This is a genomic window from Streptomyces sp. NBC_01235, assembly GCF_035989285.1.
Lineage (GTDB): Bacteria > Actinomycetota > Actinomycetes > Streptomycetales > Streptomycetaceae > Streptomyces.
The window spans coordinates 9929701-9955627 of record NZ_CP108513.1 but is presented as its reverse complement, the minus strand read 5'-3'; the positions used below and the strand labels follow the sequence as shown (position 1 = coordinate 9955627).

At 70.3% G+C, this 25927-nt stretch carries 21 protein-coding genes and 1 pseudogene; 12 read left to right on the top strand and 10 right to left on the bottom strand.

Annotated features, from left to right (window positions below; all coding sequences use genetic code 11):
* Positions 1 to 13: 13 nt before the first annotated feature.
* On the bottom strand, positions 14 to 2563 hold the full coding sequence (locus tag OG289_RS44710) for a CHAT domain-containing protein (protein ID WP_327319741.1): 2550 nt from the start codon (positions 2561 to 2563) through the stop codon (positions 14 to 16).
* A gap of 424 nt (positions 2564 to 2987) precedes the next feature.
* Here OG289_RS44710 and OG289_RS44705 point away from each other — a divergent pair, with 424 nt between their 5' ends.
* Positions 2988 to 3416, top strand: coding sequence for a hypothetical protein (locus tag OG289_RS44705; RefSeq protein ID WP_327319740.1), 429 nt, complete (start codon positions 2988 to 2990; stop codon positions 3414 to 3416).
* Between the two features lie 55 nt (positions 3417 to 3471).
* Positions 3472 to 4188, top strand: a complete 717-nt coding sequence (locus OG289_RS44700; RefSeq protein ID WP_327319739.1) for a DUF6338 family protein — start codon at positions 3472 to 3474, stop codon at positions 4186 to 4188.
* A gap of 39 nt (positions 4189 to 4227) precedes the next feature.
* On the opposite strand, the gene OG289_RS44695 is transcribed toward OG289_RS44700, so the two are convergent.
* The 5 genes from OG289_RS44695 to OG289_RS44675 form a co-directional block, all read right to left on the bottom strand.
* A complete protein-coding gene (locus OG289_RS44695) occupies positions 4228 to 5985 on the bottom strand; it encodes an amylo-alpha-1,6-glucosidase (protein WP_327319738.1) in 1758 nt (585 codons plus the stop codon).
* Positions 5986 to 6078: 93 nt separating this feature from the next.
* A complete protein-coding gene (locus OG289_RS44690) occupies positions 6079 to 6903 on the bottom strand; it encodes a carbohydrate ABC transporter permease (protein ID WP_327320988.1) in 825 nt (274 codons plus the stop codon).
* Between the two features lie 11 nt (positions 6904 to 6914).
* On the bottom strand, positions 6915 to 7901 hold the full coding sequence (locus OG289_RS44685) for a carbohydrate ABC transporter permease (protein WP_327319737.1): 987 nt from the start codon (positions 7899 to 7901) through the stop codon (positions 6915 to 6917).
* Between the two features lie 20 nt (positions 7902 to 7921).
* Positions 7922 to 9163, bottom strand: a complete 1242-nt coding sequence (locus OG289_RS44680; RefSeq protein ID WP_327319736.1) for a sugar ABC transporter substrate-binding protein — start codon at positions 9161 to 9163, stop codon at positions 7922 to 7924.
* Positions 9164 to 9281: 118 nt separating this feature from the next.
* Positions 9282 to 10322, bottom strand: a complete 1041-nt coding sequence (locus tag OG289_RS44675) for a LacI family DNA-binding transcriptional regulator (RefSeq protein WP_327319735.1) — start codon at positions 10320 to 10322, stop codon at positions 9282 to 9284.
* 207 nt (positions 10323 to 10529) lie between these two features.
* On the opposite strand from OG289_RS44675, the gene OG289_RS44670 reads away from it, so the two are divergent.
* A complete protein-coding gene (locus OG289_RS44670; RefSeq protein ID WP_327319734.1) occupies positions 10530 to 13229 on the top strand; it encodes a cellulosome protein in 2700 nt (899 codons plus the stop codon).
* Positions 13230 to 13255: 26 nt separating this feature from the next.
* Positions 13256 to 15079: an RICIN domain-containing protein gene (locus OG289_RS44665; protein ID WP_327319733.1), complete on the top strand. Its 1824-nt coding sequence runs from the start codon at positions 13256 to 13258 to the stop codon at positions 15077 to 15079.
* A 106-nt stretch (positions 15080 to 15185) separates the two neighbouring features.
* Here OG289_RS44665 and OG289_RS44660 read toward each other — a convergent pair whose 3' ends face one another.
* Positions 15186 to 15710, bottom strand: coding sequence for a TetR/AcrR family transcriptional regulator (locus OG289_RS44660; RefSeq protein WP_327320987.1), 525 nt, complete (start codon positions 15708 to 15710; stop codon positions 15186 to 15188).
* A 252-nt stretch (positions 15711 to 15962) separates the two neighbouring features.
* Here OG289_RS44660 and OG289_RS44655 point away from each other — a divergent pair, with 252 nt between their 5' ends.
* The 6 genes and pseudogenes from OG289_RS44655 (at position 15963) to OG289_RS44630 (ending at position 20090) form a co-directional block, all read left to right on the top strand.
* On the top strand, positions 15963 to 16094 hold the full coding sequence (locus OG289_RS44655) for a hypothetical protein (RefSeq protein WP_327319732.1): 132 nt from the start codon (positions 15963 to 15965) through the stop codon (positions 16092 to 16094).
* A gap of 35 nt (positions 16095 to 16129) precedes the next feature.
* Entirely contained in the window at positions 16130 to 17251 is a 1122-nt protein-coding gene (locus tag OG289_RS44650) for a PP2C family protein-serine/threonine phosphatase (protein ID WP_327319731.1), read from the top strand.
* Positions 17252 to 17335: 84 nt separating this feature from the next.
* Positions 17336 to 18060: pseudogene (locus OG289_RS44645) on the top strand (response regulator transcription factor).
* Complete coding sequence (locus tag OG289_RS44640) at positions 18057 to 18605, top strand: hypothetical protein (protein ID WP_327319730.1); 549 nt, start codon at positions 18057 to 18059, stop codon at positions 18603 to 18605. The pseudogene OG289_RS44645 and the gene OG289_RS44640 overlap by 4 nt, the downstream one beginning before the upstream one ends.
* 33 nt (positions 18606 to 18638) lie before the next feature.
* The gene (locus OG289_RS44635) at positions 18639 to 18887 is read left to right on the top strand and encodes a hypothetical protein (RefSeq protein WP_327320986.1); all 249 of its coding nucleotides are present in this window, start codon (positions 18639 to 18641) and stop codon (positions 18885 to 18887) included.
* Positions 18888 to 18902: 15 nt separating this feature from the next.
* Positions 18903 to 20090, top strand: a complete 1188-nt coding sequence (locus OG289_RS44630; protein WP_327319729.1) for a flotillin family protein — start codon at positions 18903 to 18905, stop codon at positions 20088 to 20090.
* A gap of 95 nt (positions 20091 to 20185) precedes the next feature.
* On the opposite strand, the gene OG289_RS44625 is transcribed toward OG289_RS44630, so the two are convergent.
* The 3 genes from OG289_RS44625 to OG289_RS44615 form a co-directional block, all read right to left on the bottom strand.
* The gene (locus tag OG289_RS44625) at positions 20186 to 21019 is read right to left on the bottom strand and encodes a carbohydrate ABC transporter permease (RefSeq protein WP_327319728.1); all 834 of its coding nucleotides are present in this window, start codon (positions 21017 to 21019) and stop codon (positions 20186 to 20188) included.
* Complete coding sequence (locus OG289_RS44620) at positions 21016 to 21942, bottom strand: carbohydrate ABC transporter permease (RefSeq protein WP_327319727.1); 927 nt, start codon at positions 21940 to 21942, stop codon at positions 21016 to 21018. Before OG289_RS44620 ends, OG289_RS44625 begins: the two co-directional genes overlap by 4 nt.
* 130 nt (positions 21943 to 22072) lie before the next feature.
* Positions 22073 to 23350 carry an extracellular solute-binding protein gene (locus tag OG289_RS44615; RefSeq protein ID WP_327319726.1) on the bottom strand — a complete coding sequence of 426 codons (1278 nt, stop codon included), beginning with the start codon at positions 23348 to 23350 and terminating at the stop codon, positions 22073 to 22075.
* Positions 23351 to 23707: 357 nt separating this feature from the next.
* On the opposite strand from OG289_RS44615, the gene OG289_RS44610 reads away from it, so the two are divergent.
* Positions 23708 to 24460, top strand: coding sequence for a DeoR/GlpR family DNA-binding transcription regulator (locus OG289_RS44610; protein WP_327319725.1), 753 nt, complete (start codon positions 23708 to 23710; stop codon positions 24458 to 24460).
* Entirely contained in the window at positions 24457 to 25818 is a 1362-nt protein-coding gene (locus OG289_RS44605) for a 6-phospho-beta-glucosidase (protein ID WP_327319724.1), read from the top strand. The genes OG289_RS44610 and OG289_RS44605 overlap by 4 nt, the downstream gene beginning before the upstream one ends.
* Positions 25819 to 25927 lie beyond the last annotated feature (109 nt).

The window sequence follows — 25927 nt, the reverse complement described above, 5'->3', positions numbered from 1 at the left end:
GTGCAGGTGCAGGTCAGGCGGGCGTGTCGAAGGGAGGGTGCGGGGTGAAGAGTGCGCGGCGCAGGTCCTCGGCGAAACGGAGGTTGTCGCCGTCGGGTTCGGCGGGTTTCTCGTGGAAGCCGACGGCGCGCCGCATCCACTCCGCGGGTTCGTCTCGCAGCAGCCGCACGGACGCCGCCTCCAGCGGCCTCGACGCGAGCGCCGCCCAGCCGGCGGGGGACAGCCGGCCGTTGGGGAACTGCCCGTTGACAGGGGCCAGTTCACGGATCGGCACGGACCGGCCGACGCCGGCCCGCAGGGCGGTGGTCGCGGCTTCGTAGGTCTTGAGACCGAGCAGGAACTCCAGGTCGGCCGCTCTGCCCTCGGCCGTGTCCCGGCCCTTGGGCGCGCGCCGCAGGTACGCGAACACCCGGCGCAGATCCTGGGGGACCTGACCGTCCCAGACCGGTCGCGGGACGGCCCGCGCAGGATCGTCCCCACGGCGCAGGAGTCCCAGTGCCACGCGGGTCCGGACCGGCTCGGGGAACAGAGCGGGCGGCAGCCACAGCGGGTCGACGGGTCTGGCGCCCTCCGCGGGTTCGCCCGTCGGCGTGGGAAGCCCTTCCGCGGCGGCCAGCCAGACGTCCAGGTGGTCGTCCCGGGTGGCCGCGGCGGCCAGGGAGGCGTAGCGCCCCTCGTCGTCGTCCCGCTCCAGTGCGAGAACCCTGAGCAGTGCCTCTATCTCGGGTCGAGTGCCGGTCCGGAACAACTCGGTGGCCAGGAACGCCGGATCCCTCAGCAGATCGGAGTCCTCCTCGTCCGCCTCCAGCTCCTCGATGAGCTTTCTCGCGTCGTTCAACCGCCGCTCGTCCGCGTCCTGCTGACCCCGCTTCCGCTTGTAGCGGTCGACCCGGCCGCGGGCCGACAGTCGTCCGGAGGGCTGCGCGTCGCGGTGGCCGGCGGTGGCGTCCGCCGGTGGAGCGGATTCCGTGGGAGTGTGCCAGGCGGTGTCCCCCCAGCGCACCCGGGTCAGCACCGCCGGCGCGATCCCCGACCCGTCGTCCCGCGCGGGCAGCGACCTGGCCGCCTCTTCGGCGGCACTGAGCAGGGCTTCCTCGTCGTCCCCTCTGATGTGCAGCACCAGCGCAGCGCCGGGGAGCAGCGAGTCGATCGCCCCCATGAGGTCCACCGCGGGGCGCACGTCGCCCGGAGCGCAGCCGTCGGCCGCGTCCCAGCACACCTCGAATCCCATCGAGGAACCGTCGGGGTGCACCTTCAGGTGCGCGTTCCAGCCGTACGGGCGGGCGACCAGGAGGTTCAGGGCGTCCGGGGAGCCCGGGATCTCCACGCCGTGGCACGGCACCTCGTACCACTGCCGCCGGGTCAACAGCTCGGTCCCGGGCGCCGGTTGCTGGCGGACGGCCGGCGGCCGCTCGGGCGGTTTGGAGACGGGGGCCAGCGGGCCGTACTCCACGAGGTGCAGTTCGTCGGCGAGCCGGGCGCCGGGCCGGTCGGCCAGGATGCCGCGGATCGGGCCCCGGTCGAGGCCCCACAGGACGTCGAGCCGATGCGGACCCGTGTCGTATACGAGCCGGTCCGCCGTGGCCCGCTGCGGGGACACGACGGGAAACGCGGCGAGTTCCTCGCGTGCCACGGCCGGTGCCGGCAGCCGGAACCTGGCGTCCGGCACGGACGCGGAGGTGTGGAGCACGGGGAGCCATCCGGACGTGTGCACCGCGCCCCGGGCCCGGGCCAGCGCGTTCTCCACGGAGTCGCCGTCATGCAGCCCGGACAGGAACACCCGGGTCAGCTCGGCCGCCACCGTGTCGTCCACCAGGCCGCGTATCCCGACCACCCACGGCACCCCGCCGTCGACCAGCGTCCCGGCCACGCTGCTCCAGCCACTGTGCGGGTCCGCGGTGCCGGCGCCCGTTTCCGTGGCCGTGTGACACGCGGCGAGGACGGCGACCTGCACCTTCGCTTCCCGGAGTATGCGGGCGAGTTCGGCCGCGGGCAGCAGCTCAAGGTCCTCCGGGCCGCCGGGCCCGGTGAGCACGATGCCGTCGGCGGTGCCGTGGCCTCCGAACACGAACGCCCACGCGGGGGTGGCGAGGACAGCGGACAACTGGTCGCGGCTGATGGGGTCCTGGGGCACCACCGGCTCGTAGCCCGTGCCCCGGAGCCGACCGGCGGCCTGCATGGCGCTGGCCGCGGAGACATGCCCTCCGGCACCGGGCTTCGCCCCACGGAGTCCGAAGCGCTGATGGCGGTCGAAGACGTCCAGCGCGGTGGCCACGACCACCGGTCCCCGGGCCTCGCGGGCGAACGCTTCCGCTTGCGTCGGGAGGAAGGAGGCGACACGCCTGCGGGCCACGGAGACCGCCTCGTGGAGGTACAGGAACCGCCATTCCGGTCCGGCGCCGGTGGTGTTCACGTCCACCGAGCTGATCTCCCAGGGGACGGAGGCCAGTTCCGGGTCGGTGGTCTCGATGCACAGCCGGACTCCGGCCCGCTGCTGCCGGGCGCCCTCCAGAGCGGTCCGGAAGCAGGCGGCGATCTTCCTGGGAAGCAGCGCGTTCCCCATGTCTCGCGCCACCTCGGATTCGGTGGTGGCGCGTTTGTCGAACAACTCGGCTAACTTCCGTACCCTCTCGACGAGAAGAGACACGCCCGGGACGTGGATGCCGGCCTCCACCGCGTACACGTCGAACCGGAGCCTGCCGGAACCGCCCCCGGTTTCACCGGGTTCCGTCGGGGACGTCCTGACCAGGCGAAGGGTGAAGTCCCGATACTCACAAGGCCTGTTCTGCCCGACCACCGTGCCGTGCTCCCTCGCCCGGGCCCCAGGCCCGGTGACGTCTTCGGACGGCCGAGGCGAGGCATGCTCTCTCCCCCAGATTACGTACTGATGAACAGATTTGTGCGGGAAAAGGGACTACTTGACAGGACTGAGACTGGCAGGATGACCGGGCGCCCTGATCCAGCCGCACCCGGAGGTGTCAGCAGTCGTGCGTTCCAGCCGTCCCGACAGTCCCGACAGTCCCGCGTTTCCCGGCCCGCCGCGCACCGTCACCGACTCGCGCGTCCGAACCGCTGTCCACGCCCCCGGGTGGCACGAGGTCTCCGACGGGACCCGAGCCGTTCTGGCCGAGTTCTACGAATGCTCCGACGATCTCGACGACGACGAGTTCGACGACGGGCTCCGGGAACTCGTCGACACGCACGCGGACCTGAAGGACCTCGTGCAGCAAAGCGAGTTGAACGACGACAGCCAGGGCCCGCGAGGGGTCGACATGCCGCCCGAGCCGGATCCGGGGGCGGCCGGGCTCCCGGGGCCGTTCGGCACCCCGAACCCCCCACAGCAGCAGCCACCGCAGCCGGTCGGCGAGCAGCCCCCGGCCACCGGGAACGGCTCCAACGGCGGCGGGACCGGCTGACCCACAGGGGTCACACGAAGGCAGGCGAAGGTACGCGAAGACGGGGGGGGGGAAGATGCCGACCAGTGTCGTCGCGCTCGTCGTGTTGCTCGTCTCCGCCGCGCCCGGGTACGTCTACGTCCGTATCGTCGAGGTGCGTCGGCCCCGGCGCCGGCGCACCTCCCTCCTGGAACTCGTGGACCTGGTCTGCGTGGGAGCCGTGGGCAGCGCCGTGGGGACGCTGGTGGTACTGCTGCCGGCGCCGCACTGGACGGCGCTGCTGCCGCTCGAAGGGCTGCTGAAGGGCTCCCCCTACCTCACCGCTCATCCCTGGCAGGCCATCTGGTCGGGCGTCCTGGCGTTCGTGATCAGCCTGGTGGTCGCGGCGTCGGCCGGGACGGTCGTCGCCCGCTACGGCGGCACGGCGGTCCGGCACACCCCGTCCCCTCCGCTGCGCAGGGCAGTCGAACTGACGCCGCCGGGGCATTCCCTGTGGCTGGCGGTGGAGTTGACCGACGGACGGCTGTGGGAGGGCAAGCTGCTGAGCATGGACGGCGAGCGGGACACCCTCGGCGAGGGCGACCTGGTGCTCCAGTGGCCGCTCGCGGTCACCGAGCCCGGGAAGGAGAGGCGCCACCACCCGGCCCGGTTCGTGGCGATACCCGGCCCGCAGATCGTTCTCGTCCACGGAGCCGACCTGCCGCGCCGGCCACGTACGGCAGCCCCGGAACCGGTCTCCTCGCCGGAGGCCTCCCGCCCGGACGCGTCCGGCTCGGCACCGGCCGGCCCGTGATCGTGAACCACTGAGCGGGGGAACGGGCCCCGGGCGGTGTCAGCCGGCGCGCTCCGGGCCCGACGGGGCGCCTCGGAGCGCGTGGGCTTCGGCGAGCAGGAGGTAGGCGGCTGCCGTCCAGGTGTAGGCGCGGTCGCGCAGGCCCGTGCCGGTGAGGGCGTCGAAGTTCTCGGCGAAGCCGTGGGTCTCGCACAGGCGCCGGAAGCGGGTGCTGATCTCGTCGGCGAGGCGGTGGTGGCCGGCCCGGCGCAGACCGTCCTCGACGAGGACGGTGGCGGGTGCCCAGATGGGGCCGCGCCAGTAGCCGTCGGGGCGGTAGTGCGGTGAGGTGGGCAGTTCGGTGGCCAGGCCGTACGGGGTCAGGTGGGCCTCGATCCGGGTGGCCAGCGTCTTGGCGACGTTCTCGGGCAGGTGCTCGCCCAACGCGATGGGCATCAGGTCGAGGAGGCTGGAGCTGCCCCAGGTGTCGCCGCTGTCGGCGCCCCGGGCGACGAACCACTCGCCCGTCCACAGTTCGTCGAGCAGGGCCGCCTGCGTCGTCCGCGCGGTGCGGGTCCAGCCGCGCGCGTCGTCGTCACGGCCGAGTTCCGTTGCCAGAGCGGCGAGTTCGTGCAGTTGGAGGACGAGGAACGCGGTCAGGTCGGCGGTGACGACGACGCGTTCGGGGTCGAAGGTCGTGGCGTTGTCCCAGCCGCTGTCGTTGCCGTGCTGGTAGTGGGGCAGGGCGGCGTCCGGTGCGCGGCGCACGGTGAGCCAGAAGTCCGTCCAGCGTCTCAACCGGTCGTAGACGTCGGCGAGTTCGGCGTGATCGAGGGGTTCGGGGAGGCGCCTGCGCAGGTGGGCCAGGGTCCAGCCGTGGATGGGGGGTTTGACGAAGTTGTGCAGGACCTCCGAGTGGGTCACCGAGTCGGGCAGGCCCCCGCTGTCGTCCTGGTGGTCGAACGGCAGCGAGAACTGGTCCCAGGCCAGCGCGGGCGCTCCGGGCGCCAGGGCGAGGGCGTTGAAGCAGTGGTCCCAGCTCCAGACCTTGTCCATCCAGTGCTTGGACATCAGCACCGCCGGCCGGGTGACCAGCCCCGCCGGGTCGACCGTCGCCGACCACAGGACGTATACGGCGAGTTCGGCGGCCGGGGTGTGTGCCGTGCGCCAGGGGGCCACCGCGTCGGCGAAGTCGGCGAAGGCCTGCTCCGCCGCGGCCACGACCTCGCCGAAGGTCGTCCGGGCGCGGTGGGGACGGCGCGCGCTGTCGAACTCCTCGACGGCGGCCTCCCAGGTGCCGTCGGTGTCCGTGGTGATCGTGAGTCCGCGGTCGGCCTCGCCCAGGGCCTGGCTGCCGAGGACGTCGTCCACGACGCCCGACAGGACGGTGACCCGGTAGCGGCGTCCGGTCTCGTAGGAGGTGAACACGTACGCGCCGTCGGCCGGGTCGCGGAAGAAGTACGTGCCCGTGAAGGGCGTCAGGGTCCGCTCCGCGGCGGTGACGCGCAGGGCGAGCCCGGTCCCGCGCAGGCGCACGGTGTCGGGTGACGCGTAGGCGAGGTCGACGCGCCCGCTCCCGTGGGTCCAGCTCAACAGGCTCGGTGTCGCCGTGACCAGAGTGTCGGCCCGGTCGCCCGTCGCCGGGTCGAGGGGGACGAGGCGCAGGACGGCGTGCATGCCGTTCTGGTGGGAGACCAGGTGAAGGTCTTCGGCGTACGTCCCCTGCGCCAGGACCGGGGAGACGTCGAACCAGGATCCGTGCGTGCTGAACGGTATGTCGTGGAGGGAGAAGGCCGGGCCGGGGCGGGCGGCGGTCATGAAGGGGCTACTCGTTTCTTCAGCGGGATCGGCTCTTCGGCCGGATCGGATCTGCGGCGGGATCGGTTCTGCGGCCGGAACGACGGCGGCCGGTCAGTCCTTGACGGCTCCTGCGGTCACGCCGGCGGCGACGTAACGCTGGGCGAGGACGAGGATGACCGCGGCGGGCAGCGAGGCCACGACGGCGGTGGCCATGATGGCGTTCCACTCCTGGTTGTTGTTGCCGATGTAGTGGTAGATGCCGAGGGTGATCGGCTCGTGTGTCCCACCGCCGGCGAGGGTGCTGGCGAACACGAAGTCGGACCAGGACCATAGGAACGCGAACAGCGACACCGTGACGACGGCGTTGCGGCTCATGGGCAGCACGATCGACCGGAACGTGCGCAGGGGCCCGGCTCCGTCGGTCCTGGCGGCCTGGAGCAGCTCCTCCGGAATGCCGGACATGAACGCGGTGAAGATCAGCACCGCGAACGGGACGGCCAGCGTGGAGTCCGCGACGATCAGGCCGGGCACCGACTGAAGCAGCCCGAGGCCGAGGTAGATGGCGTAGAAGCCCATCGCCATGATGATGCCGGGGATCATCTGGGCGACCAGGAGGAGGAAGCTGACGACGACGCCGCCACGTGGCCGCAGCTTGGCGAGCGCGTAGCCGGCGGGCGCGGCCAGCGCCACGGTGAGGACGACGGTGCCCAGGCCGATGACGAGGCTGGTGCCGAGGTAGGGCAACTGCTGGTCCAGGACGGCCCGGTAGCCCTCCAGCGTGCCGCGCACGGGGAACAGGTCCGGCGGGCTCTTGCGCATGTCCTGGTCGCGGGTGAAGGACACGTTGAGCATCCAGTAGACCGGGAAGAGCATGATCGCGGTGAGGAGGAGGCCCGTGGCCGTCTTCCACCACGTGGTACGGCCGGGGCGGTTCATGGTGGGCGCGCTCACGACAGTGCCTGCTTTCGCTGGACCCTCAGATACACCAGGCCGAAGACCAGGGCGGCGACGACGAGCAGGTTCCCGACGGCCGCGCCGGGGCCGAAGGCGGGCAGCAGGTTGCCGAAGCCGAGCTGGTAGGACCAGGTGGCGAAGGTGGTGGACGAGTCCGCCGGGCCGCCCTTGGTCATGATCCAGATGATGTCGAAGACCTTGAGCGTGTAGACGAGGCCCAGCAACAGGGTGATGGCGGACACCGGGCGCAGCAGCGGGAAGGTGATGCTCCAAAAGCGACGCCAGGCGTTCGCCCCGTCGAGGGCCGCCGCCTCGTACAGGCTCGTGGGGATCGACTGCAGACCGCTGTACAGCACGACGAGGTTGAACGGGACGCCGATCCAGATGTTGGCGACGATCACCGAGGTCAGTGACCAGGACGGCGAGGTCAGCCAATTCACCGGCCCGATGCCGAGTGCGTGCAGGATGGCGTTGACGATCCCCGACTCGCTGTTGAGCATCCACGACCAGGTGGAGGCCGACACGATCAACGGCAGCAGCCACGGTACGAGAAACAGGGCGCGCAGGGTCGCCGACAGCCGGAAGTGCTGGTTGAAGAAGACCGCGAGGGCCAGGCCGATGGCGTACTGGAAGACCAGGCAGACGGCGGTGAACACCACGGTGTGCACCAGCGCCGGTCCGAAGGCCGGGTCCTGCAAGACGGTTTCGAAGTTCTTCAGGCCGATGAACGGCGCGTCGCCCCGGACGAACGAGCGGACGGTGTAGTCGCGCAGGCTCAGGTCGAGGTTGCGGTAGAGGGGATAGGCGTAGAACAGGCCGAGGTAGAGGGTGACCGGGGCGAGGAACGCCCAGGCGGCCCACTGCTGGGAGGCAGGGCGGCGGCGCCTGGGCCCGGGGAGGGCCGGGGGCGGGGCAGGAGAGGCCGCCCCGGTCCGGTCGAGCGCGGTCCGGCTGTCCGGTGGGTGTGTCGTGCGGTTCATCAACAGCCCCTGGGCTTCGACTACTTGACGGCGTCCTGGGCCGCGCCGAGCGCGTCCTTGGGGGACTTGGCACCGCTGAGGGCGGACTGGACCGCCTTCCACATCTGCTCGGAGATCTTGGGGTACTTGGTGCCGAGGTCGTCGCTGGTGCGTCCCTTGGCCGCCTTCACCGCCGCGACCCAGGGCTCCAGCTCGGCGTTCGCCGCGACCTGCTTGTTCTGGACCTCGGCGGTGGGGGCCACGTAGGACAGGGTGGTGTCGGTGGCGTAGAGGTTCTCGGTGCTGGTCAGGCAGGTCACCAGCTTCTGCGCGGTGGTGTAGCGGCCGGTGTCGTCCTGGACCGGGACGGTGACGAACTCGCCGCCGGTCGGGGCCGCCGCGTTGCCCCCGTTCGAGGCCGGTACGGGCACAACTCCGTAGTCGAAGCCGGCCTTCTCGGCGTTCGCGAGCTGCCAGGTGCCGTTCTCGGCGAAGGCGTAGTCGCCGCTCGCGAACTCCTGCCAGCTGGTGGTCTGGGTGTTGTTGATGACCGAGTTGGGGGCATAGCCCTGCTTCAGCCAGTCGGTCCACAGGGACAGCGCCGACACGCCCTGGGCGGAGTCGAGTTCGGTGAGCTTGGCGCCCGAGCCCCACAACCACGGCAGGAACTGGAAGCTGCCCTCCTCGGTGCCGATCGCGGAGAAGGTGATGCCCTTCTTGCCCGCCTTCTTGACCTTCCCCAGCGCCGCCGTCAGCGACGTCCAGTCCTTGACCGAGGCGACGTCGACGCCCGCCGCCTTGAGAACGTCCTTGTTGTAGTAGAGGGCGAGGGTGTTGGCGCCGATGGGCGTGCCGTACGTCTTGCCGCCCGACTGGCCGGCCGCGAGCAGGTTGGGGTCGGCCTTGGAGGTGTCCAACTTGTTGTCGTCGGTGGTGGTGAGGACGCCGGCCTCCGCCAGGGTCGACACCACGGGGTTGTCGACGATGAGCAGGTCCGGCGAGTTGCCCTGCTGGGCCGCCAGGAGCACCTTGTTCGTCAGGTCGCTGGTGTCGAACGCGGTGCGCTTGATCTTGACTCCCGCCTTGCCGCCGCAGCCGTCGAGCAGCTTCGCCCACGCCGAGTCCTTGGCGAACTGCGGGTAGGGGTCCCAGACGGTGTAGGTGCCGTCGTCCTCGCCCTTCGCGGCGGAGCTGCCGCCGGAGGAGCAGGCGGTGGTGCCGGCGGCCAGGGCGACGACGGTCAGGGCCACGGCGGTGAGCCGTCGTCCGGTGGTTCTGTTCATGGCGCGGTCCTCTGCGAGGTGGATGAGGGCATGCCGAAGACGACGGGCACGCCGAAGTGGTGGGGCGACCGACCGGCGCGCGGCCGGTGACGAAGCGGAGCCGGAAGTTGACGGACCGTCAGAACTGGTTGCCGGAACCGGAGTCCGGGACGCGGTGGGCCGGCCCGGTGCTGGAGCGAAGGGAGATGGGCGGCGCCAGCAGGTGGTGGCGTGGCGCCGCGTCGGGGTGGCCGAGACGCTCGACGAGCAGGTCGACGGCGAGGCGCCCCATCTGCTCCGCGGGCACGTCCGCCGCGGTGAGCTGCGGGGTCACCGTCTCCGCCCACCGCCCGGCCACCACCCCGGTGACGGAGAAGTCACGCGGTACATGGCGGCCCGCCACGGCCAGGCCCCGGTAGAGACCGCCCAGCGCGGCCTCGTTCAGAGTGACCAGGGCCGTGGTGTCCGGGTCTTCCTGCAGGATCCGCTCCAGGCAGGCCTGCCCCGAGGGGGCGTCGTCGCCGCAGCAGTACGTCCGTACGGTGAGCCCGCGCTCGGCCGCGGCCTTCGTGAAGCCCTCGATGCCACGGTGCGCCGACTCGTAGCCGGCCCGCAGCAGGTGCTCGGGCCGGTTCACGAAGGCGATCCTGCGATGCCCCAGGTCGGCGAGGTGGTTGACGCAGGCGGCCGCCAGCGCGGTGTGGTCCAGCCCGACCCACCAGTCGCCGTCCGAGCTGGCCGTGCGGCCGATGCAGACGGCGGGGAAGTTCACCTCGCCCAGGTGGTCCACCCGGTCGTCCTGGAGTCTGATCTCCATCAGGATCGCACCGTCGACCCGCCGCTCGGCCAGCAGCCGCTGGAACGAACGGTCGCTGTCCACACCGCTCGGGGAGAGCAGCACGTCGTAGTCGTAGGCCGCCGCGGCCTCCACCACACTGCCGATGAAGTCCAGCTGCATGCCGGTGTAGTGGTTGCCGGCCGGCGGGAAGACCAGGCCGATGGTGCTGGTCCGGCCGTTGGCCAGGGCCCGCGCGCTGGCGTTGGGCCGGTAGCCCAGCTCGTCGATGACCTGCTGGATCTTGCGCCGGGTCTCCTCCGACACCGCGCGCTTGCCGCTGAGGGCGTAGGACACGGTACTGCGCGAGACACCGGCACGCTTGGCGATCTCACCGATGTTCACGGCAACACTCCTTTGTCGAACCGGTTCGCGTTAAGGGAAGTTAGGAGCGACGGGAGCCGCTGTCAATGCCTTGCGCCGAGTTCCGGGTAACTGCTGACCGATCCGGGTCGAAGGTATTGCTCGGCCCTTTTCGGCGGTGCTAGCTTCCGGCACGCATTCTTTCGAACCGGTTCGACTCCTATGACGGATCACCTCACGGAGACCTCAGTGCGACGCACCCGCAGCAGAACAGGAGCCGGCGTCGGTGGCACGGCCCTGACGGCCCTGGCCGCCCTCCTCGCCGTACCCGGCGCCACCGGCACAGCCCGCGCGGCGGAACCCGAACAGCTCACCATCGACCTCGCCACGGACACCGGCGCCTTCCACGGCGGCGCGTCCGGCTCTCTCTACGGGGTCTACGGCGACGGCGTGCCGAGCCGCAACGTCCTCGAAGGCATGCACGTCCGCACGGTGTCGACCAAGGCCCAGGACGGGCCCCAGCATCCGGGCGCGGACGCCCTGGAGATGCTGCCGCCGTTCGTGGACTCGGGCGGCAAGGACGTCTACGTCTACATGACCGACATCTACCGCGGCTTCCCCTACCAGTGGCCGGGCCCGGACGGTCCGGCGCGGCTCGCCGACTTCGAGGCGAAGATCAAGAAGCAGGTCCAGCAGGTTCTGACCATGGGCGCATACAAGGACCATGTCGTCTACGTGCCGTTCAACGAGCCCGAGGGGAACATGTTCGGCACGGGCGAGTGGAGCTACAACAAGGTCTCCTGGCTGAACGACCCGCAGTACTACTTCGCGGCCTGGAAGGAGGTCTACCGCCTCATCAAGGGCCTCGACCCGGACGCCCGTATCGCCGGCCCCAACACCAGCGTCCTCTACGCCCAGGTCAAGGGCTTCCTCCAGTACGCCAAGGCCAACGACGTCGTCCCCGACGTGATGACCTGGCACGAGCTCTCCAGTCCCGCCGCGGTCCGTACGAACGTGGCGAGGTACCGGCAGATGGAGAAGGACGTCGGCGTCGGGCCGCTGCCGGTCAACGTCAACGAGTACGGCCACAACTACCACCTCTCCGTCCCCGGCCAGGTCGTCCAGTGGGTCTCCGCCATCGAGGAGTCCAAGATCGACGCCGATCTCGCGTACTGGAACATCGACGGCAACCTCAACGACTCGGCCGTCGAGGCCAACAAGGGCAACGGGCAGTGGTGGCTGTTCAACGCCTACGGCCAGATGTCCGGCCACACCGTCGAGGTGACCGCGCCGCACCCCAACCAGCAGTACACCCTCCAGGGCGTGGCCACCCTCGACGCGGACAAGAGGCAGTCCCGGGCGCTCTTCGGCGGCAAGAGCGGGGACGCGGACGTCGTCTTCAGGAACATCGACCCCAAGCTGTTCGGGACGACCGTCCACGCCACCGTGCAGGAGATCCCCTGGACCGGCCAGGTCGGCGACTCGGCCCAGCCGCTGCGCCTCGCCGACAAGGAACTCGAGGTCGGGGCGGACGGCACCGTCACCCTCCCCATGACCGGCATGAACGAGATGTCCGCCTACCAGGTCGTCCTCTCCCCCGGCGGCCACGGCGGCGTACCGGCCGAGCCTTCGGTGAGCTGGCGCAAGACGTACGAGGCGGAGAACGCCACGTACACCGGCGGCGGCTACTCGAGGAACGGGCCCGAGGGCACGCCCTCCCACGTCGGCGGGTTCGCCACCTCCGGCACCTACAACGTGGGCGGCCTGCGCACCGGCTCCGACGGAGTGCTCGCCTTCGACGTCGAGGTCCCGCAGGACGGCACGTACGACCTGAGCGTCTTCGCCAACTCCTACAACCTGTACGACCTGGTGAAGGAGCAGGGGCCCACCAACGTCTTCCTGCGCGTGGACGGCGCGGATCCGCAGGAGCTGCGGCTGCCGCTCGGCTACAAGTGGGTGGTCTGGGGCCACACCGACACCACGGTGAAGCTCAGCGCCGGCAAGCACCGCATCACGCTCGCCGCGAAGGACCCGGACCTGGGCGTCACGAAGGGCGACGCGATCATCGACAAGGTCGATCTGTCGCTGCGGGACGGGCACGTGGCGGCGCCGGCGGTCTACGAGGCCGAGTACGCCACCCTCTCCGGAGCGCTCCCCCGCTACGACCGTCCCGGCGCCTCGGGCCCCGGCGCCGTGCCGCTGGCCAAGGGCGACTCCGCCACCTTCTGGGTCCACAGCGCCGCCGGCGGTGAATCGACCCTGTCCGTCGACCACTTGGGCGGTGGCCGGGCGAGCCTCTCCCTCAACGGCGAGAAGCTCGACGTACCCGAGGTCGGCGGGCCGAAGAAGGGCACGGACCAGGTCCGGGTGTTCCTGTCCGGCGGCATCAACAAGATCACCCTCACCGGTGCCGTGCACGAACTGGTGCTGGACCGGCTGCGGGTCGCGCCGTCCAGCGGCCCCCTCACGACCAAGGTGTACCAGGCGGAGGACGGCCGGCTGACCGGCGCCGCCAAGGTGAGCGACGCCTACACCTTCGCCTCCGGCGGCAGGGCGGTCACCGACATCGGCGACGGCAAGGCCAACGCCCTCAGCGTCGACGTCGTCGCCGAGAAGGCCGGGCGGCACGCGGTGACCATCCGCTACTCCAACGCCGAACAGGCGCCCGCCACCCACTACAACCCCGACCCGATCGCCCGGCACGCCGACCTCTCGGTCAACGGCGGACCGGCCCGACGGGTGCTGTTCCCCACGACCTTCCACTTCAACAACTTCTGGGAACTGACCGTCCCGCTCACGCTGAAGAAGGGCGCCAACCGGCTCACCTTCACCGCCGAGGAGCTGCCCGACTTCAACGGCGACACCTACAACCAGTACGACCAGCGCTCGCCGTACGCGCCGGTCATCGACCGCATTGCCGTCACCCCCCTCGCACAGAAGCAGTCCTGACGCCTCACCCCCTTGGAGAGCCGCACATGCACCCCCGTTCACCTCGTCCGGCGACCAGAACCGCCGTCCTGCTGACGGCCCTGGCGGCGAGTCTGCTCCCCGCCACCGCCTCGCACGCCGCCGACACCTCCGTCACCGTGGACTTCGCCACCGCCGGCGGAGCCCCCACCTACCACGCCTCGGGAATGATCTACGGGATGACCCCGGACGGGGCGCTGCCGCAGGACCACTTCTTCAAGGACGTCAAGTGGCACTTCATGCGGGCCGGCGGAGCCCAGCTCAACAACGGCGGCTACGGCACCAGCCTCGCCGGCTACCAGACCCGCTGGAACTCCACCCTGGCCCAGTACAAGCGGACCACCGCTCTGGGCGGCACGTTCGTCCTGCTCCCGCACGACCTGTGGGGCGCCGACGCCACCACCACCCAGGGCTGGCCCGGCGACAACGGTGACTGGACACTTTTCGACAACTTCGTCACCCAGCTCATCAACGACGTCCGCGCCAACAACATGACCGTCCAGTGGGACCTGTGGAACGAGCCCGACGGCCGGAACTTCTGGGGGCCTTCGCAGACCCAGTACCTGCAGATGTGGTCGCGCTTCTACGCCCGCGTCCGGGCCGCGTTCCCGGGCCAGCTCATCGTCGGGCCCAGCACCGCGAGCCAGCCGAACTCGTCCAACACCTGGTGGACCACGTACCTGAACTACGTCAAGGCCAACAACGTCGCACCCGACATCTACAGCTGGCACGACGAGCCGGGCGACCCGGTCACCGACGTCGGCCGCGCCAACTCCACGCTCGCCGCAGCCGGGTTGACCAACACCCGCCCCTACCAGATCAACGAGTACGCCACCCTGTCCATGCAGTCCCCCGGCGGCGGCGCCTGGTTCATGGGCCGCCTGGAACGGGCCGGCGCCGACGGCCTGCGCGGCAACTGGGCCTCGGGCACGAACCTCCACGACTACGAGGCCAACCTCCTCACCAAGAACAGCGCCGGACAGTACCTGCCGCTCGGCGAGTGGTTCATGTACCGCTACTACGGCTCCCAGACCGGCAACATCGTCAATCTGGTCCCGGGCGCCGGCACCGACGGCCTGGCCACGAAGGACAACTCCGCCAAGAACGCCAAGGTCCTGCTCGGCAGCAACGGCAACACCGGCACCGTCACGGTCAACCTCACCGGCCTGAACACCACGTCGGTCGTGGAGAACAGCAGGGTCCGGGCGGTCGTCCAGCGCGTCCCGTACAACAACGGAGCCGCGGTGAGCGGCCCGGAGACGGTCTCCGACACCACGCTCACCGTCAGCGGCAACTCCGCCTCGCTGACCCTCCCCTGGTCGAACGCCAAGGACGGCTACACCGTCACCCTCCTCCCGCCCTCCAACACCACCGTCTCCACGGTCGCCGTGAGCCAGAACAGCGGGCAGTGCCTGGACGACACCGACCTGAGCACCGCCAACGGCACGCAGTACCAGCAGTACTACTGCGAGGGCGGCTACCAGCAGATGCTCGACCTCAAGCCGGTCGCCGGCCGGGCCAACACCTACACCGTCGTCGACGAGCACAGCGGCAAGTGCCTGGACGTCGCGGGCGCCTCCACGGCCGACGGAGCCGCCGTCGTCCAGTACACCTGCAACGGCGGCACCAACCAGATGTTCACCCTCTCCCCCGTCACCGCACTCGGCAACAGCCACGACTACCAGCTCGTCGCCGTGCACAGCGGCAAGTGCGTCGACGTCTCCAACGTCTCCACCCAGCCGCGGGCCCTGGTCCACCAGTGGACCTGTGACCCCGCGAGCGCCCTCGGCACCAAGAAGAACCAGGTCTGGCGGCTGCAGGGCAAAGCCTGAGCCCTCGCCCGTCCGCTGCTCCCCCGCACCGAGGGGCGGGCAGCGGACGGAGAGCGCGCCACGGGCAGACAGGCGCCTGCACGCCACACCCGCGCGGGCCACCCGGTCATGAGCGGTGTCTCGGCCCCGTCGGTGCGCGGGTGGGCCACGCTCCGCCCGGCCGGGTCACCCGCCGTACCAGGTCCGCCCAGGCAGCCTGCAGACGTGCCGTGGACACCGCATGCTCCTTGCGCAGGCAGTCCGCCGTCTCGAAGCTCGCGAAGGGGAGGAGGGCGTGGGCGAGCAGGTCGTGGTCCGCCTCGATCCCCGCCCCTCGAAGGAGGGTTGAGATGTGGCGGTGGAAGGCCCGTCCGGTCTCCGGACCGTGGCGGCGCCCGTAGATCACTTGCCGTCCCAGCGCGGCCCCCAGGTCCGCGTCAGCACCCGTGCGCTCCACCAGGGCACTGCCGAACGCCACCAGTCGAACCGCCGCGGGTGTCCCCGGCCCCAGCGGCGGCGGGCCTGAGGCGTACGCCTCCTGGAACGCGGCCTCGGTCTCGCCGAGGAGGGCGGGCAGCAGCCCGTCGCGGTCGCCGAACCGGCGGAAGAGCGTGCCCTTTCCGACGCCGGCCGCCTCCGCGACCGCCTGCATCGTCAATGCCCGGCTCCCCGTTCGGTCACCAGTTGTGCGGCCGCCGCCAGGAGCCGGGCGCGGTTACGGGCGGCATCCGCCCGCTCGGCGGTGAAGTCGTCGGTGCGTTCTCCGACGACGGGGTCATCGTTTCCTCTGCGGCCTCACGCGTGCGTACACGACTCCGTCGTCGATCCCCGCCGGGTACCCGGGGACGGGCCGTGTCGCCGGTGGGTCGAGCGGCTCGCCGGTGCGCGGATCGAAGCGGGAGACATGCGGCCGGCACTCGACGGTGCCGCCGTCCACCTCCCCGCGGCCGCACCCGAGGCGAAGCGGGCCGTAGCGCTCGACACCACCCTCGGCCTGCTCGCCTCCGCCCATCCGCCGGGCCGACCGTCTGTCTAAGGTACAGAGAGATCACCAGCTGCCCGGGAGTGCCCATGATCGGTATCCGTCGGACGCGTGCCGCCGACACCGTCGATGCCATCGAGCCTCCGAGCAACGCCGAGACGGTCCTCGGTGTGCTGTCGGTGACGGTCCTGGTGGAGGTGCTCGGCGTCCTGTCCGGGTCCGAGGTGTGGCTTCTCGGGCTCCTGGTCTTCCTGCCGGGAACGGCGTCGGCGCTGTGCACCGTTCAACAGACCAGGTTCGTCGCCGCGTGGACCACCCTCTTCGTCACCTTCACCGTGCTCCTGCGGGCCGGTGACGGGGGCAGACCGCTCGACCGGGCGCTGCTGGTGCTGCTCACCCTCGCCCTGGGAGCCGCCTCCGTCTACGCCTGCCACCGGCGCATCGGGCGCGAGCACGAGATGCTCCGCCTGCGCTCCACCGCCGCCGCCATGCAACGGCACATCCTGCACCCACTGCCCGTGGTCACCGACGACGTCCTGGTCAACGGCGTCTACGAGCCCGTGCAGGAGGACCGGCTCGTCGGCGGCGACATCTATGACGTCGTCGCCTCTCCCTGGGGCACGCGCGTGCTGATCGGCGACGTGCAGGGCAAGGGGCTGGCCGCCGTGGGCGCCGCGTTCGCCGTCATCGGCGCCTTCCGCGAGGCCGCCCACCGTGAGCCCACGCTCACCGCGCTCGTCGACGCCCTCGACGCCGCCGTTGTCCGCCACAACTCCTACGCCGAAGAGACCGGCGAGGACGAACGGTTCGTCACCGCCCTCATCATCGGCGTCGACACGGGTGCGGAGGCGCAGGTCGTCAACTGCGGGCATGTTCCGCCCCGGTTGGTGCACGACCGCGCCGTCACCACCCCGCCCCTGGACTCCGGCGTCCCGCTCGGGCTCGCCGAACTGGCCGCCGAGCCCACGACCGTGGGCTGGTTCACCTTCCCGGCCGGTTCGACGTTGCTGCTGACCACCGACGGCCTCACCGAGACCCGCGCCGCCGACGGCACCTTCTACCCGATCGACGAACGCCTGCTGAAGCACCTCGACCTCTCCCCCTCCGAACTGCCCCGGGCGCTGCACGAGGACGCCCTCGCGTTCGCCGGGGACGACCGCCGGCACGACGACGTCGCCGTCCTGACCGTCCGCCGGTCACCGCGCCGCTGAGCGACGGGCCGGTCGACCGCACCCCACGGCCCGCACTCAGCCGACCCACATGGTTCTCATGGCCGAATGAGAGAAGCTCGGCCCATGTCTGGCGCTTCCGGTACACGTGAAGGCACGGTTCGCGTGCTGATGGTCGACGACGAGCCCGAGCTCACCGAGCTGCTGTCCGCGGCGTGGCCGAGGCGGGGTGGCGGTCCTTCTCGGCGGAGGACGGACGCGGCGCGCTGCGCATCGCACGGGACTGCGCCCCGCATGTCGTCGTCCTCGACGGGATGCTGCCCGACGTGGACGGGGTCGAGGTGCTGCGCAGGCTGCGCAGCGAGAACAAGCGGCTGCCCGTGCTGATGCTCACCGCGCGCGACGCGCTGGAGCACCGGATCGACGGGCTGTCGGCGGGCGCGGACGACTACGTGACCAAGCCGTTCTCCCTGGAGGCGGTCATGCTGCGGCTGCGCGGTCTGCTGCGCCGGGCCGGCCCGGCGCAGACGTGCGACCAGGGATCCGTGCGGGTGCTGGGCGACCTGGTGCTGGCCGAGAGCACCCGCGAGGTGCAGCGCGACGGCACGCCGGTCCAGCTGACCACCAAGGAGTTCGACCTCCTCCGGTTCCTGATGAGCCATCCGCACCAGGTGCTCAGCAAGGCGCAGATCCTCGACCACGTCTGGAACGCGTCGTTCGACGGCGAGGGGAATCTGGTCGAGGTCTACATCTACGGTCTGCGCGCGAAGATCGACAAGGGGCGGGCGCCGATGATCCGCACCGTGCGCGGTGTGGGGTACGCGATCAGAGCCGCGGACGAGTGGACGTGAGGGGCCGGCGGCCCTGGACACGCCGGTCGGGCCCCGGTCTGGGCCGGCGCTCGCTGCGGGTCCGGCTCGTGCTGTTCGTCTCGGTGGCCCTGGTCGTGGTGTGTGCGGCCATGGCGCTCACCACGGTGTTCGTCCAGCGCGTCTATCTGCTGGGGGATCTGGACCAGCGCGTCACCGACGCCGCCGAGCGCAGCCAGGGTGGTCTGCAGCGCCGGACGGGCGGGGCGACGGATCTGGGGTTCCTCAACGAACGCGGACAGCCGGCCGGCACCCTGGCGGCTCGTTTCGCCGACGGGCAGGTGATCGCCGCCGAGGTGGTGACCGAGGACGGCCATCAGCGGGTCCTCACCACCGCTCAGCGCGCCGCCCTGAGGGGGATCACCACGGACGGGTCGCTGCACACCCGCACCGTCCCCGGCCTGGGAGCGTCATCCCGGCCCGGTTTCGCGTGTGCGGGGGCCGCGGGACGACCTGCCGTTCGCCCGGCCCTGCGGCCGAAACGTCGTGCCCGTTGGGCCCCCGGCCCTGGTAGGTCTATCGTCTGAATCGTGGGCCAGAGCGTGGGAGGGCGGCCGATGATGCCGCAGGACGAGGCCGTGATCGGCTGTACGGGGAAAGTGCTCGTCGGAACCCGCGGATCCGCGGGCCCCGGCGAGATCCTGGTGCGGGTCAGAGGCGGTTCCGAGACCTTTCTCGCCTGGTCGGAGGATCCCCTGCCCACGGGGGTGACGGTTCTCGTGATCGAGTCGCGTGGTTGTCGCGAGGTCGGCGTCATCGAGTGGAGGGATCCATTGGACGCGCTCGGCGATCTCGCCGACGCCGACTGAGGAGTAGAAAGAGAAATGTTCGGATACCGCGTTCCCGCTCCCGACGAGGCGATGTTGATCTCGGGGGGCCGGCGGGGACTGGGGGGCGCGCCGTTCCGAGTGGTGACGGGGCACGGCAAGTTCGTGCTCCCGGTCTTTCGCAAGACCCGTTTCCTCACCCTGTCGATGTGCGAGGCCGAGGTCACCGAGACCTGTGTGACCAGGCAGGGCATCGCGCTGCACGTCCGCGCCGTCATCGCCTTCAAGGTCGGCAACGACCACGAGAGCATCATCAACGCGGGCCAGCGCTTCCTCTCCGACCAGGACCAGATGTCGGTGCTGACCGGCCGGATCTTCGCGGGTCACCTGCGCGCCATCATCGGCTCGATGACCGTCGAGGAGATCGTCACCGAGCGGCAGAAGCTCGCCGCGGAGGTCCTGGACACCTCGAAGATCGAGATGGCGAAGATCGGTCTGATCGTGGACTCGCTGCAGATCCAGTCGATCGACGACGGCGACACCGGCTACATCGAGGCCATGTCCGCACCGCACAAGGCGGCCATCCAGCGGCAGGCCCAGATCGCCCAGGCACAGGCCACGCAGGCCTCGGTCGAGGCGGAGCAGGTCGCGGCACGCAACCAGGCCGAGTACGCCCGGCAGACCGCCATCGTCAAGGCGGAGTACTCGGCCGAGGTGGACCGCGCCCAGGCGAAGGCCGCACAGGCCGGACCGCTGGCACAGGCCCACGCCCAGCAGGAGGTGCTCGCCGCCCAGACCGAGCTGGCGCAGCGCCAGGCCAAGCTGCGCCAGCAGCAGCTGGTGGCCGAGATCGTGAAGCCCGCGGAGGCGGAGGCGGAGCGGATCAGGGTGCTCGCCGCCGCAGACGCGCAGCGTATGAAGATCCAGGCCGAGGCGGCGGCCTCCTACGACCGGGTCGCGCTCGACCGGATGCTGATCGACCAGCTCCCGCAGATCGTGAAGGAGGCGGCCGGTGGTCTCGCCGGCGCCAATGTCAACGTCCTGAACGGCGCGGACGGCCTGGGCGAGATCGCCGCCGGCCTGGTCTCCCAGGGCCTGACGATCCTCGACTCGGTCCGCCAGAACCTGGGCGGCCAGGACTCCGCCGAGGGCCGCCGCCCCGCGGAGGGCAACGGCAGCGCCCTGCTCCAGCTGCACCCGGGCAAGGACAAGAAGGCGGACGACGGCCCGGTGGACGTCGACTGACGGCGCCCTCGAAGGGCTTCGGCCCGGGGACCGGAGTCGGTCCCCGGGTGCCGCCCGTCCCGGGTCCGCGCAGGCCTGCCGATCACCCGCCGCGGTCAGCGCAGGGCGCCCTTGGTGGCGTCCGCGATGAAGCCCCGGGCGAAGAAGGTGAACACCAGTACCAGGGGGATGACGGACAGCAGCACGCCGGCCATCACCATGCTGTAGTCGGTGGAGTGGCCGGCGTACAGCTGGGCCAGCGCCACCTGGAGGGTGAGGCGGTCGGGGTTGACCAGCATCACGAGCGGCAGGATGTAGTCGTTCCAGGCGGCGATGAAGGTGTAGATCCCGAGGAACGCCAGGGCCGGGCGGACGCACGGCAGCACCACGTGCCAGTACAGCCGGAAGAAGCCGGCGCCCTCGATGCGGGCGGCGTCCAGCAGTTCGTCGGGGACGCTGGTGGTGGTGTACTGGCGCATCCAGAAGATGCCGAAGGCGTTGGCGGCGGCGGGCACGATCAGCGCCTTGAGGGTGCCCAGCCAGCCCAGCTGCACCATGATCTCGTACTGCGGGATGATCGCCAGCTGGGTCGGCAGGATGTACATCGACAGCAGCACGCCGAAGAGGAACTTCTTGCCGGGGAAGTCGTACTTGGCGAAGGCGAACGCTGCCAGCGAGTCGAAGAACAGCACCAGCGCCGTCGTACAGACCGCGACGATCACGGTGTTGAACAGCGATCCGAAGAAGTCCATCTTGTCGAACAGGTGCTGGATGTTGGCCAGCAGGTGGTCGCCGAACCACAGTTTCGGCGGGTAGCTGTAGATGTCCTGCGAGGTGTTCGTCGCCATGACGACGATCCAGTAGAACGGGAACACCGAGATGACGACGCCGAGCATCAGGATCACATGGACGCTGAGCCCCCGGACGCGGTTGCGGTTCAAGCCGTTCATGGCCGTCGCTCCTTACGCTGCACCAGGCGCCAGTTGATGAGGACGATGAGCAGGATCAGCAGGAAGAAGGCCCAGACGATGGCGGCGGCGTAGCCGAAGTCGTTGTTGTCGAAGGCCTGGTGGTAGAAGTACAGCAGTGTGGTCATGCCCGCCTGGCCCGGACCGCCGGAGTTGGGGTTGGTGGACGCGTCGCTGTTGAACAGCACCTGGGGTTCGGTGAAGCTCTGCAGACCGGTGACGGTGGAGACCACCACGGTGAACAGGATGATGGGCCGCAGCAGCGGGATGGTGACGGAGAAGAAGATCCGTACCGGGCCGGCACCGTCCATCCGGGCGGCCTCGTAGAGCTCCGAGGGGATCGCCTGGAGGCCGGCCAGGTAGATGATGGCGTTGTAGCCGGTCCACTGCCAGGTCATCAGCGCCGCGATCACCAGCTTGATCGTCCACTCGTTGCTCATCCAGGGCACGGCCGACACGTGCAGTGATCTGAGGACGGCGTTGATCAGGCCGAAGTTGTTGCTGAAGATCGCGCCGAAGAAGATCGCGATGGCCACCAGCGAGGTGATGCTGGGGATGAACAGGGCGACCCGGTAGAACGCGGTGAGACGTCTGGTGGAGTTCACCAGCACCGCGAGCACCAGCGCCAGGAAGAGCATCGGCACGGTCGACAGCACCCAGATGACGAGGGTGTTGCGCACGGACAGCCAGAACACCGGGTCGTCCCACAGGAAGCGGAACTGCTGGAACCCGACGAAGTGCATGTCCCCGATGCCGTCCCACTTCTGGAACGCCAGGTACACGGTGTAGATCACCGGGAAGAACATGAAGACCGAGAAGATCAGGTAGTACGGCGAGATGGCCAGGTACTGCGGCCAGTGCCTGGCGACCCGCCGTCGCGGCCCGCGCCGGGCCCCGGCCGACACCGGCCGGATCCGTGGGGCGCGCCGCCCCGGACCGTGCGAGCGGTCCGGAACGGCCTGTCCGGTGGGGCCCGTGTCGGATCCGGAGGTCGGTCCGGTGGGTGCCGGGCCGGCTACCGGGCTTGACGACATGTCACTTCACTCCCTGCCGCTGGGCGATCTGCTTGGCCTGGCCGACCGCGTCCTTCCAGGCTTCGTCGGGGTCCTTGCCCTTGGCCTCGATGCTGGTCAGCTCGCTGAAGAAGGGCGCGGAGACCGCCGCGTCGGCCGGGGCCTCGTAGGCGGTGGGGATCTTCTCGGCCGCCGGGCCGAAGATCTCGATGCTCTTCTGGCCGCCGAAGAAGGCGTCGCCGCCGGTCAGTGCCGGCAGGTTGTACGCGGCCGGGGCGGTCGGGAACAGGGCGGCGTCGGTGAAGCCGCGGGCCTGGTTCTCCGGGCTGAGGATCCAGCTGATGATCTTGAAGGCCTCCTCGGGGTTGCCGCTGGTCGCGGGGATGGCCAGGAAGGACCCGCCGAGGTTGGACGGCCCGCCGGGCAGGCTCGCCACCCGCCACTTGCCCTTGGTGCCCGGGGCGGCGTTGCTGATGTCCAGCGCGTGCCAGGCGGCGCCGATCTCGGTGCCCAGGGAGCTGTTGCCGATCGCGGCGTTCCACGTGTTGTCGTTGATCTTGGCGTCGATGCCGAGCGTGTAGGGCTTGACGGCGGTGGTCCAGGCGGTGCGGATGTGGTCCTGGTCGCCGATGAACCTGTTGTCCTCGTCGATGAACCGCTGGGTGCCCTGGCCGATGACCATCGAGAACACCGAGCCGATGTTGTTGATCAGGAAGGTCTTGGGGACCGCCTTGTGCAGTTCGACGCCGGCCTTGAAGTAGTCGTCCCAGGTGGACAGTTCGGAGGAGACCTTGGCCGGGTCGGTGGGCAGCCCCGCCTTCGCGAAGAGGTCCTCGCGGTAGAACGTGGCGCAGGGGCCGATGTCGATCGGGAAACCGATGAGCTTGCCGTCCTGGGTGGTGGCCTGCTTCAGCTTCCACGACAGGTACTGCGGGGCCAGCTTGTCCGCGCCGACGGTCTTCAGGTCGACGAAGCGGTTGGCGTTGGGCAGGAACGAGGCGATGTCCTCGCCCTTGATGCCGGTGATGTCCGGGGCGGACTGCGCGGCCCTGAGGCCGGTGAGCAGCTTGGTCTTGAAGTCGCCGCCGACCACGGAGGTCTTGAGGGTGATGTCGGAGAAGTGCTTCTTGGCGTCCGCGACGACCTTGTCGCTCAGGCCTCCCGACCAGTACCAGAGGGTCAGGTTCTTGCTGTCCTTGCTGCCGCTCGATCCGGAGCCGCCGCCGCACGCTGCGGTGGCGCCGGCCGCGGCGGCCGTCAGTACGGCGGCCTGAAGGAATCGTCTGCGGGAAAGGTCCACGGTCTTCTCCTAGATTTCGGCGGGTTCGGCGTGTCCGGCATGCCCGACAGGACCTGTGGGTCGTGGCCGCGGAGGGGCGCGGCGGGAGGCCGGGTGGCTGAAGAGCATCGGCGTGGGTGTGGACCCTTCAGCCACCCGGGGTATGTGACCTGGTTCTCTCAGACGGTGCCGACGCGTCCGTGACGGCGGAATATGCCGTTCATCCGCTTCGGCCGACCGGAGTGGGGTCCGGACCTGGCTCCGAATTACGCAAGAGAGTGCACCCGGTGCGCGGGTTTGACAAGGGTCAAGCAGGTATCGAGACATTCATGCGCGACTTTGCTTGAGTTTGGCGCGTTCGCGAGTATGGTCTGCCGCATGCTCCCTGACCGAAGACATCAGCTGATCCTGCGCGCTCTGCGTGCGGACGGGCCCACCTCGGTGGTCGCCCTGGCCGACAAGGTCGGGGCGAGTCAGGCCACGGTCCGGCGCGACCTCGCGCAACTGGAGGACGAGGGACTGCTCAAGCGGGTCTACGGCGGTGCCGCCCCCGTCGTGGGCGAGGACGACCCGTTCGCCGACGTGGCCGGCGTCCGTGTCGAGGCGAAGGACGCCCTGGGCGCCTGGTGCGCAAACCTCGTCAGGGACGGCGAGACCGTGCTGCTCGACATCGGCACCACCGCTCACCGGGTGGCCCGCCATCTCCACGGCCGCTCCCTGACAGTGATCACCAGCAATCTGGCCGTCTACGAGGAGCTCCAGGACGACAAGGACGTCCAGCTGATCCTGTTGGGCGGTGTGGTGCGGCGCGACTACCGTTCGCTGGTCGGTTTCCTCACCGAGGACAATCTGCGCCAGGTCCACGCCGACCGGCTGTTCCTCGGCACCAGCGGGGTCCGCCCCGACGGCCAGGTACTGGACACCACGGCCGTCGAGGTGCCGGTCAAACGGGCGATGATCGCCGCCAGCGCCCAGGTGGTCCTGGTGGCGGACGCCGGCAAGTTCCCCGGCACCGGGATGGCCCGGGTGTGCGGTCCCGAGGAGCTCGACGTCGTCGTGACCAACGCGCCCGGGGACGAGAAGACCTGCAATCGACTGCGCGAGGCGGGAGTTGAGGTGGTCGAAGTATGAGACTCACGATCCTGGGCGGCGGGGGCTTCCGGGTCCCGCTGGTCTACCGGGCGCTGCTGGGCGACCGCGGCGAAGGGCGCGTCACCGACGTGACCCTGTACGACCTGGACGCCTCACGGCTGACGACCATCCGCAAGGTCCTCGCCGACCAGGCGGCCGGGCATCCCGACCCGCCGGCCGTCACCACCACGACCGACCTCGAGAAGGCGGTCACCGGAGCGGACTTCGTGTTCTCCGCCATACGCGTCGGCGGACTCGCCGGCCGGGCGGCGGACGAACGCATCGCGCTGGCGGAAGGCGTGCTGGGCCAGGAGACCGTCGGCGCGGGCGGCGTCTCCTTCGGGCTGCGCACCGTCCCGGTGGCGGCCGCGGTCGCCCGCCGCATCGCCGCCCTGGCTCCCGACGCCTGGGTCATCAACTTCACCAATCCGGCCGGCCTGGTCACCGAGGCGATGACCGCACACCTCGGGGACCGGGTGATCGGGATCTGTGACTCCCCGGTGGGCCTGGGCCGCCGCGTGGCCGGGGCGCTCGGCGTCGATCCGGCGCGCACCCGCCTGGACTACGTGGGGCTGAACCACCTGGGCTGGCTGCGCGGTCTGTACGCCGACGGCCGGGATCTGCTGCCGTCGCTGTTCGAGGACGAGGCCGCGCTGACCTCCTTCGAGGAGGGCAAGCTCTTCGGCGCCGACCTGCTGCGCACGCTCGGCGCGCTGCCCAACGAGTACCTGCACTACTACTACTTCAGCCGTGAGTCGGTGCGCTCGGCGAGAGCCGCGGAGCAGACCCGGGGGGCCTTCCTCCACTCCCAGCAGCAGCGCTTCTACACCTCCGTGGCCACCGTCGACGGTTCCTCGCCGGCGCCACGCGCGGCCTGGAACGCCTGGGACGCCACCCGGCTGGAGCGCGAGACCACCTACATGGCCGAGAACCGTGAGGCCGTCGGCATGGGGGAACGCGACTCGTGCGACCTCGAGTCCGGCGGCTACGAGCAGGTGGCCCTCGCCCTGATGCGGGCCATCGCGCTGGACGAGCGGGCGACTCTCATCCTCAACGTCCGCAACCGCGGCCGGATCCCGGTCCTCGACGACGACGCCGTCATCGAGGTCCCCTGCCATGTGGACGGCAACGGCGCCCATCCCATCGCCGGAGCCCCGCTGCCCGAGCACGGCACGGGTCTGGTGTGCTCGGTCAAGGCCGTCGAACGCGCGGTGATCCGGGCCGCCACCACCAGCGATCGCGCGCACGCCGTCAGGGCCCTGACCATCCACCCCCTGATCGACTCGTACGCCGTCGCCAAGCGCCTGCTGGACGCCTACCAGGGGCACTTCCCCGAGCTCGCCTACCTGGGCCGCTGACCTTCGAAGGCAGCTGTTCAGCACGTCGGCGGTGGGACTCGGGCCTACGGAGGGGTCACCGCCGTCACGGCGTCGCGCGCAGAGGGAAAGGGACGCGCCGGAGGTGCCC

Excerpts from the sequence above, each read along its gene's own strand:
- OG289_RS44710 (WP_327319741.1), bottom strand. The coding sequence starts at position 2,563 with ATGGGGAACGCGCTGCTTCCCAGGAAGATCGCCGCCTGCTTCCGGACC.
- OG289_RS44700 (WP_327319739.1), top strand. The coding sequence starts at position 3,472 with ATGCCGACCAGTGTCGTCGCGCTCGTCGTGTTGCTCGTCTCCGCCGCG.
- OG289_RS44695 (WP_327319738.1), bottom strand. The coding sequence starts at position 5,985 with ATGACCGCCGCCCGCCCCGGCCCGGCCTTCTCCCTCCACGACATACCG.
- OG289_RS44690 (WP_327320988.1), bottom strand. The coding sequence starts at position 6,903 with ATGAACCGCCCCGGCCGTACCACGTGGTGGAAGACGGCCACGGGCCTC.
- OG289_RS44685 (WP_327319737.1), bottom strand. The coding sequence starts at position 7,901 with ATGAACCGCACGACACACCCACCGGACAGCCGGACCGCGCTCGACCGG.
- OG289_RS44680 (WP_327319736.1), bottom strand. The coding sequence starts at position 9,163 with ATGAACAGAACCACCGGACGACGGCTCACCGCCGTGGCCCTGACCGTC.
- OG289_RS44665 (WP_327319733.1), top strand. The coding sequence starts at position 13,256 with ATGCACCCCCGTTCACCTCGTCCGGCGACCAGAACCGCCGTCCTGCTG.
- OG289_RS44660 (WP_327320987.1), bottom strand. The coding sequence starts at position 15,710 with ATGCAGGCGGTCGCGGAGGCGGCCGGCGTCGGAAAGGGCACGCTCTTC.
- OG289_RS44655 (WP_327319732.1), top strand. The coding sequence starts at position 15,963 with ATGCGGCCGGCACTCGACGGTGCCGCCGTCCACCTCCCCGCGGCCGCA.
- OG289_RS44650 (WP_327319731.1), top strand. The coding sequence starts at position 16,130 with ATGATCGGTATCCGTCGGACGCGTGCCGCCGACACCGTCGATGCCATC.
- OG289_RS44635 (WP_327320986.1), top strand. The coding sequence starts at position 18,639 with ATGCCGCAGGACGAGGCCGTGATCGGCTGTACGGGGAAAGTGCTCGTC.
- OG289_RS44630 (WP_327319729.1), top strand. The coding sequence starts at position 18,903 with ATGTTCGGATACCGCGTTCCCGCTCCCGACGAGGCGATGTTGATCTCG.
- OG289_RS44625 (WP_327319728.1), bottom strand. The coding sequence starts at position 21,019 with ATGAACGGCTTGAACCGCAACCGCGTCCGGGGGCTCAGCGTCCATGTG.
- OG289_RS44610 (WP_327319725.1), top strand. The coding sequence starts at position 23,708 with ATGCTCCCTGACCGAAGACATCAGCTGATCCTGCGCGCTCTGCGTGCG.
- OG289_RS44605 (WP_327319724.1), top strand. The coding sequence starts at position 24,457 with ATGAGACTCACGATCCTGGGCGGCGGGGGCTTCCGGGTCCCGCTGGTC.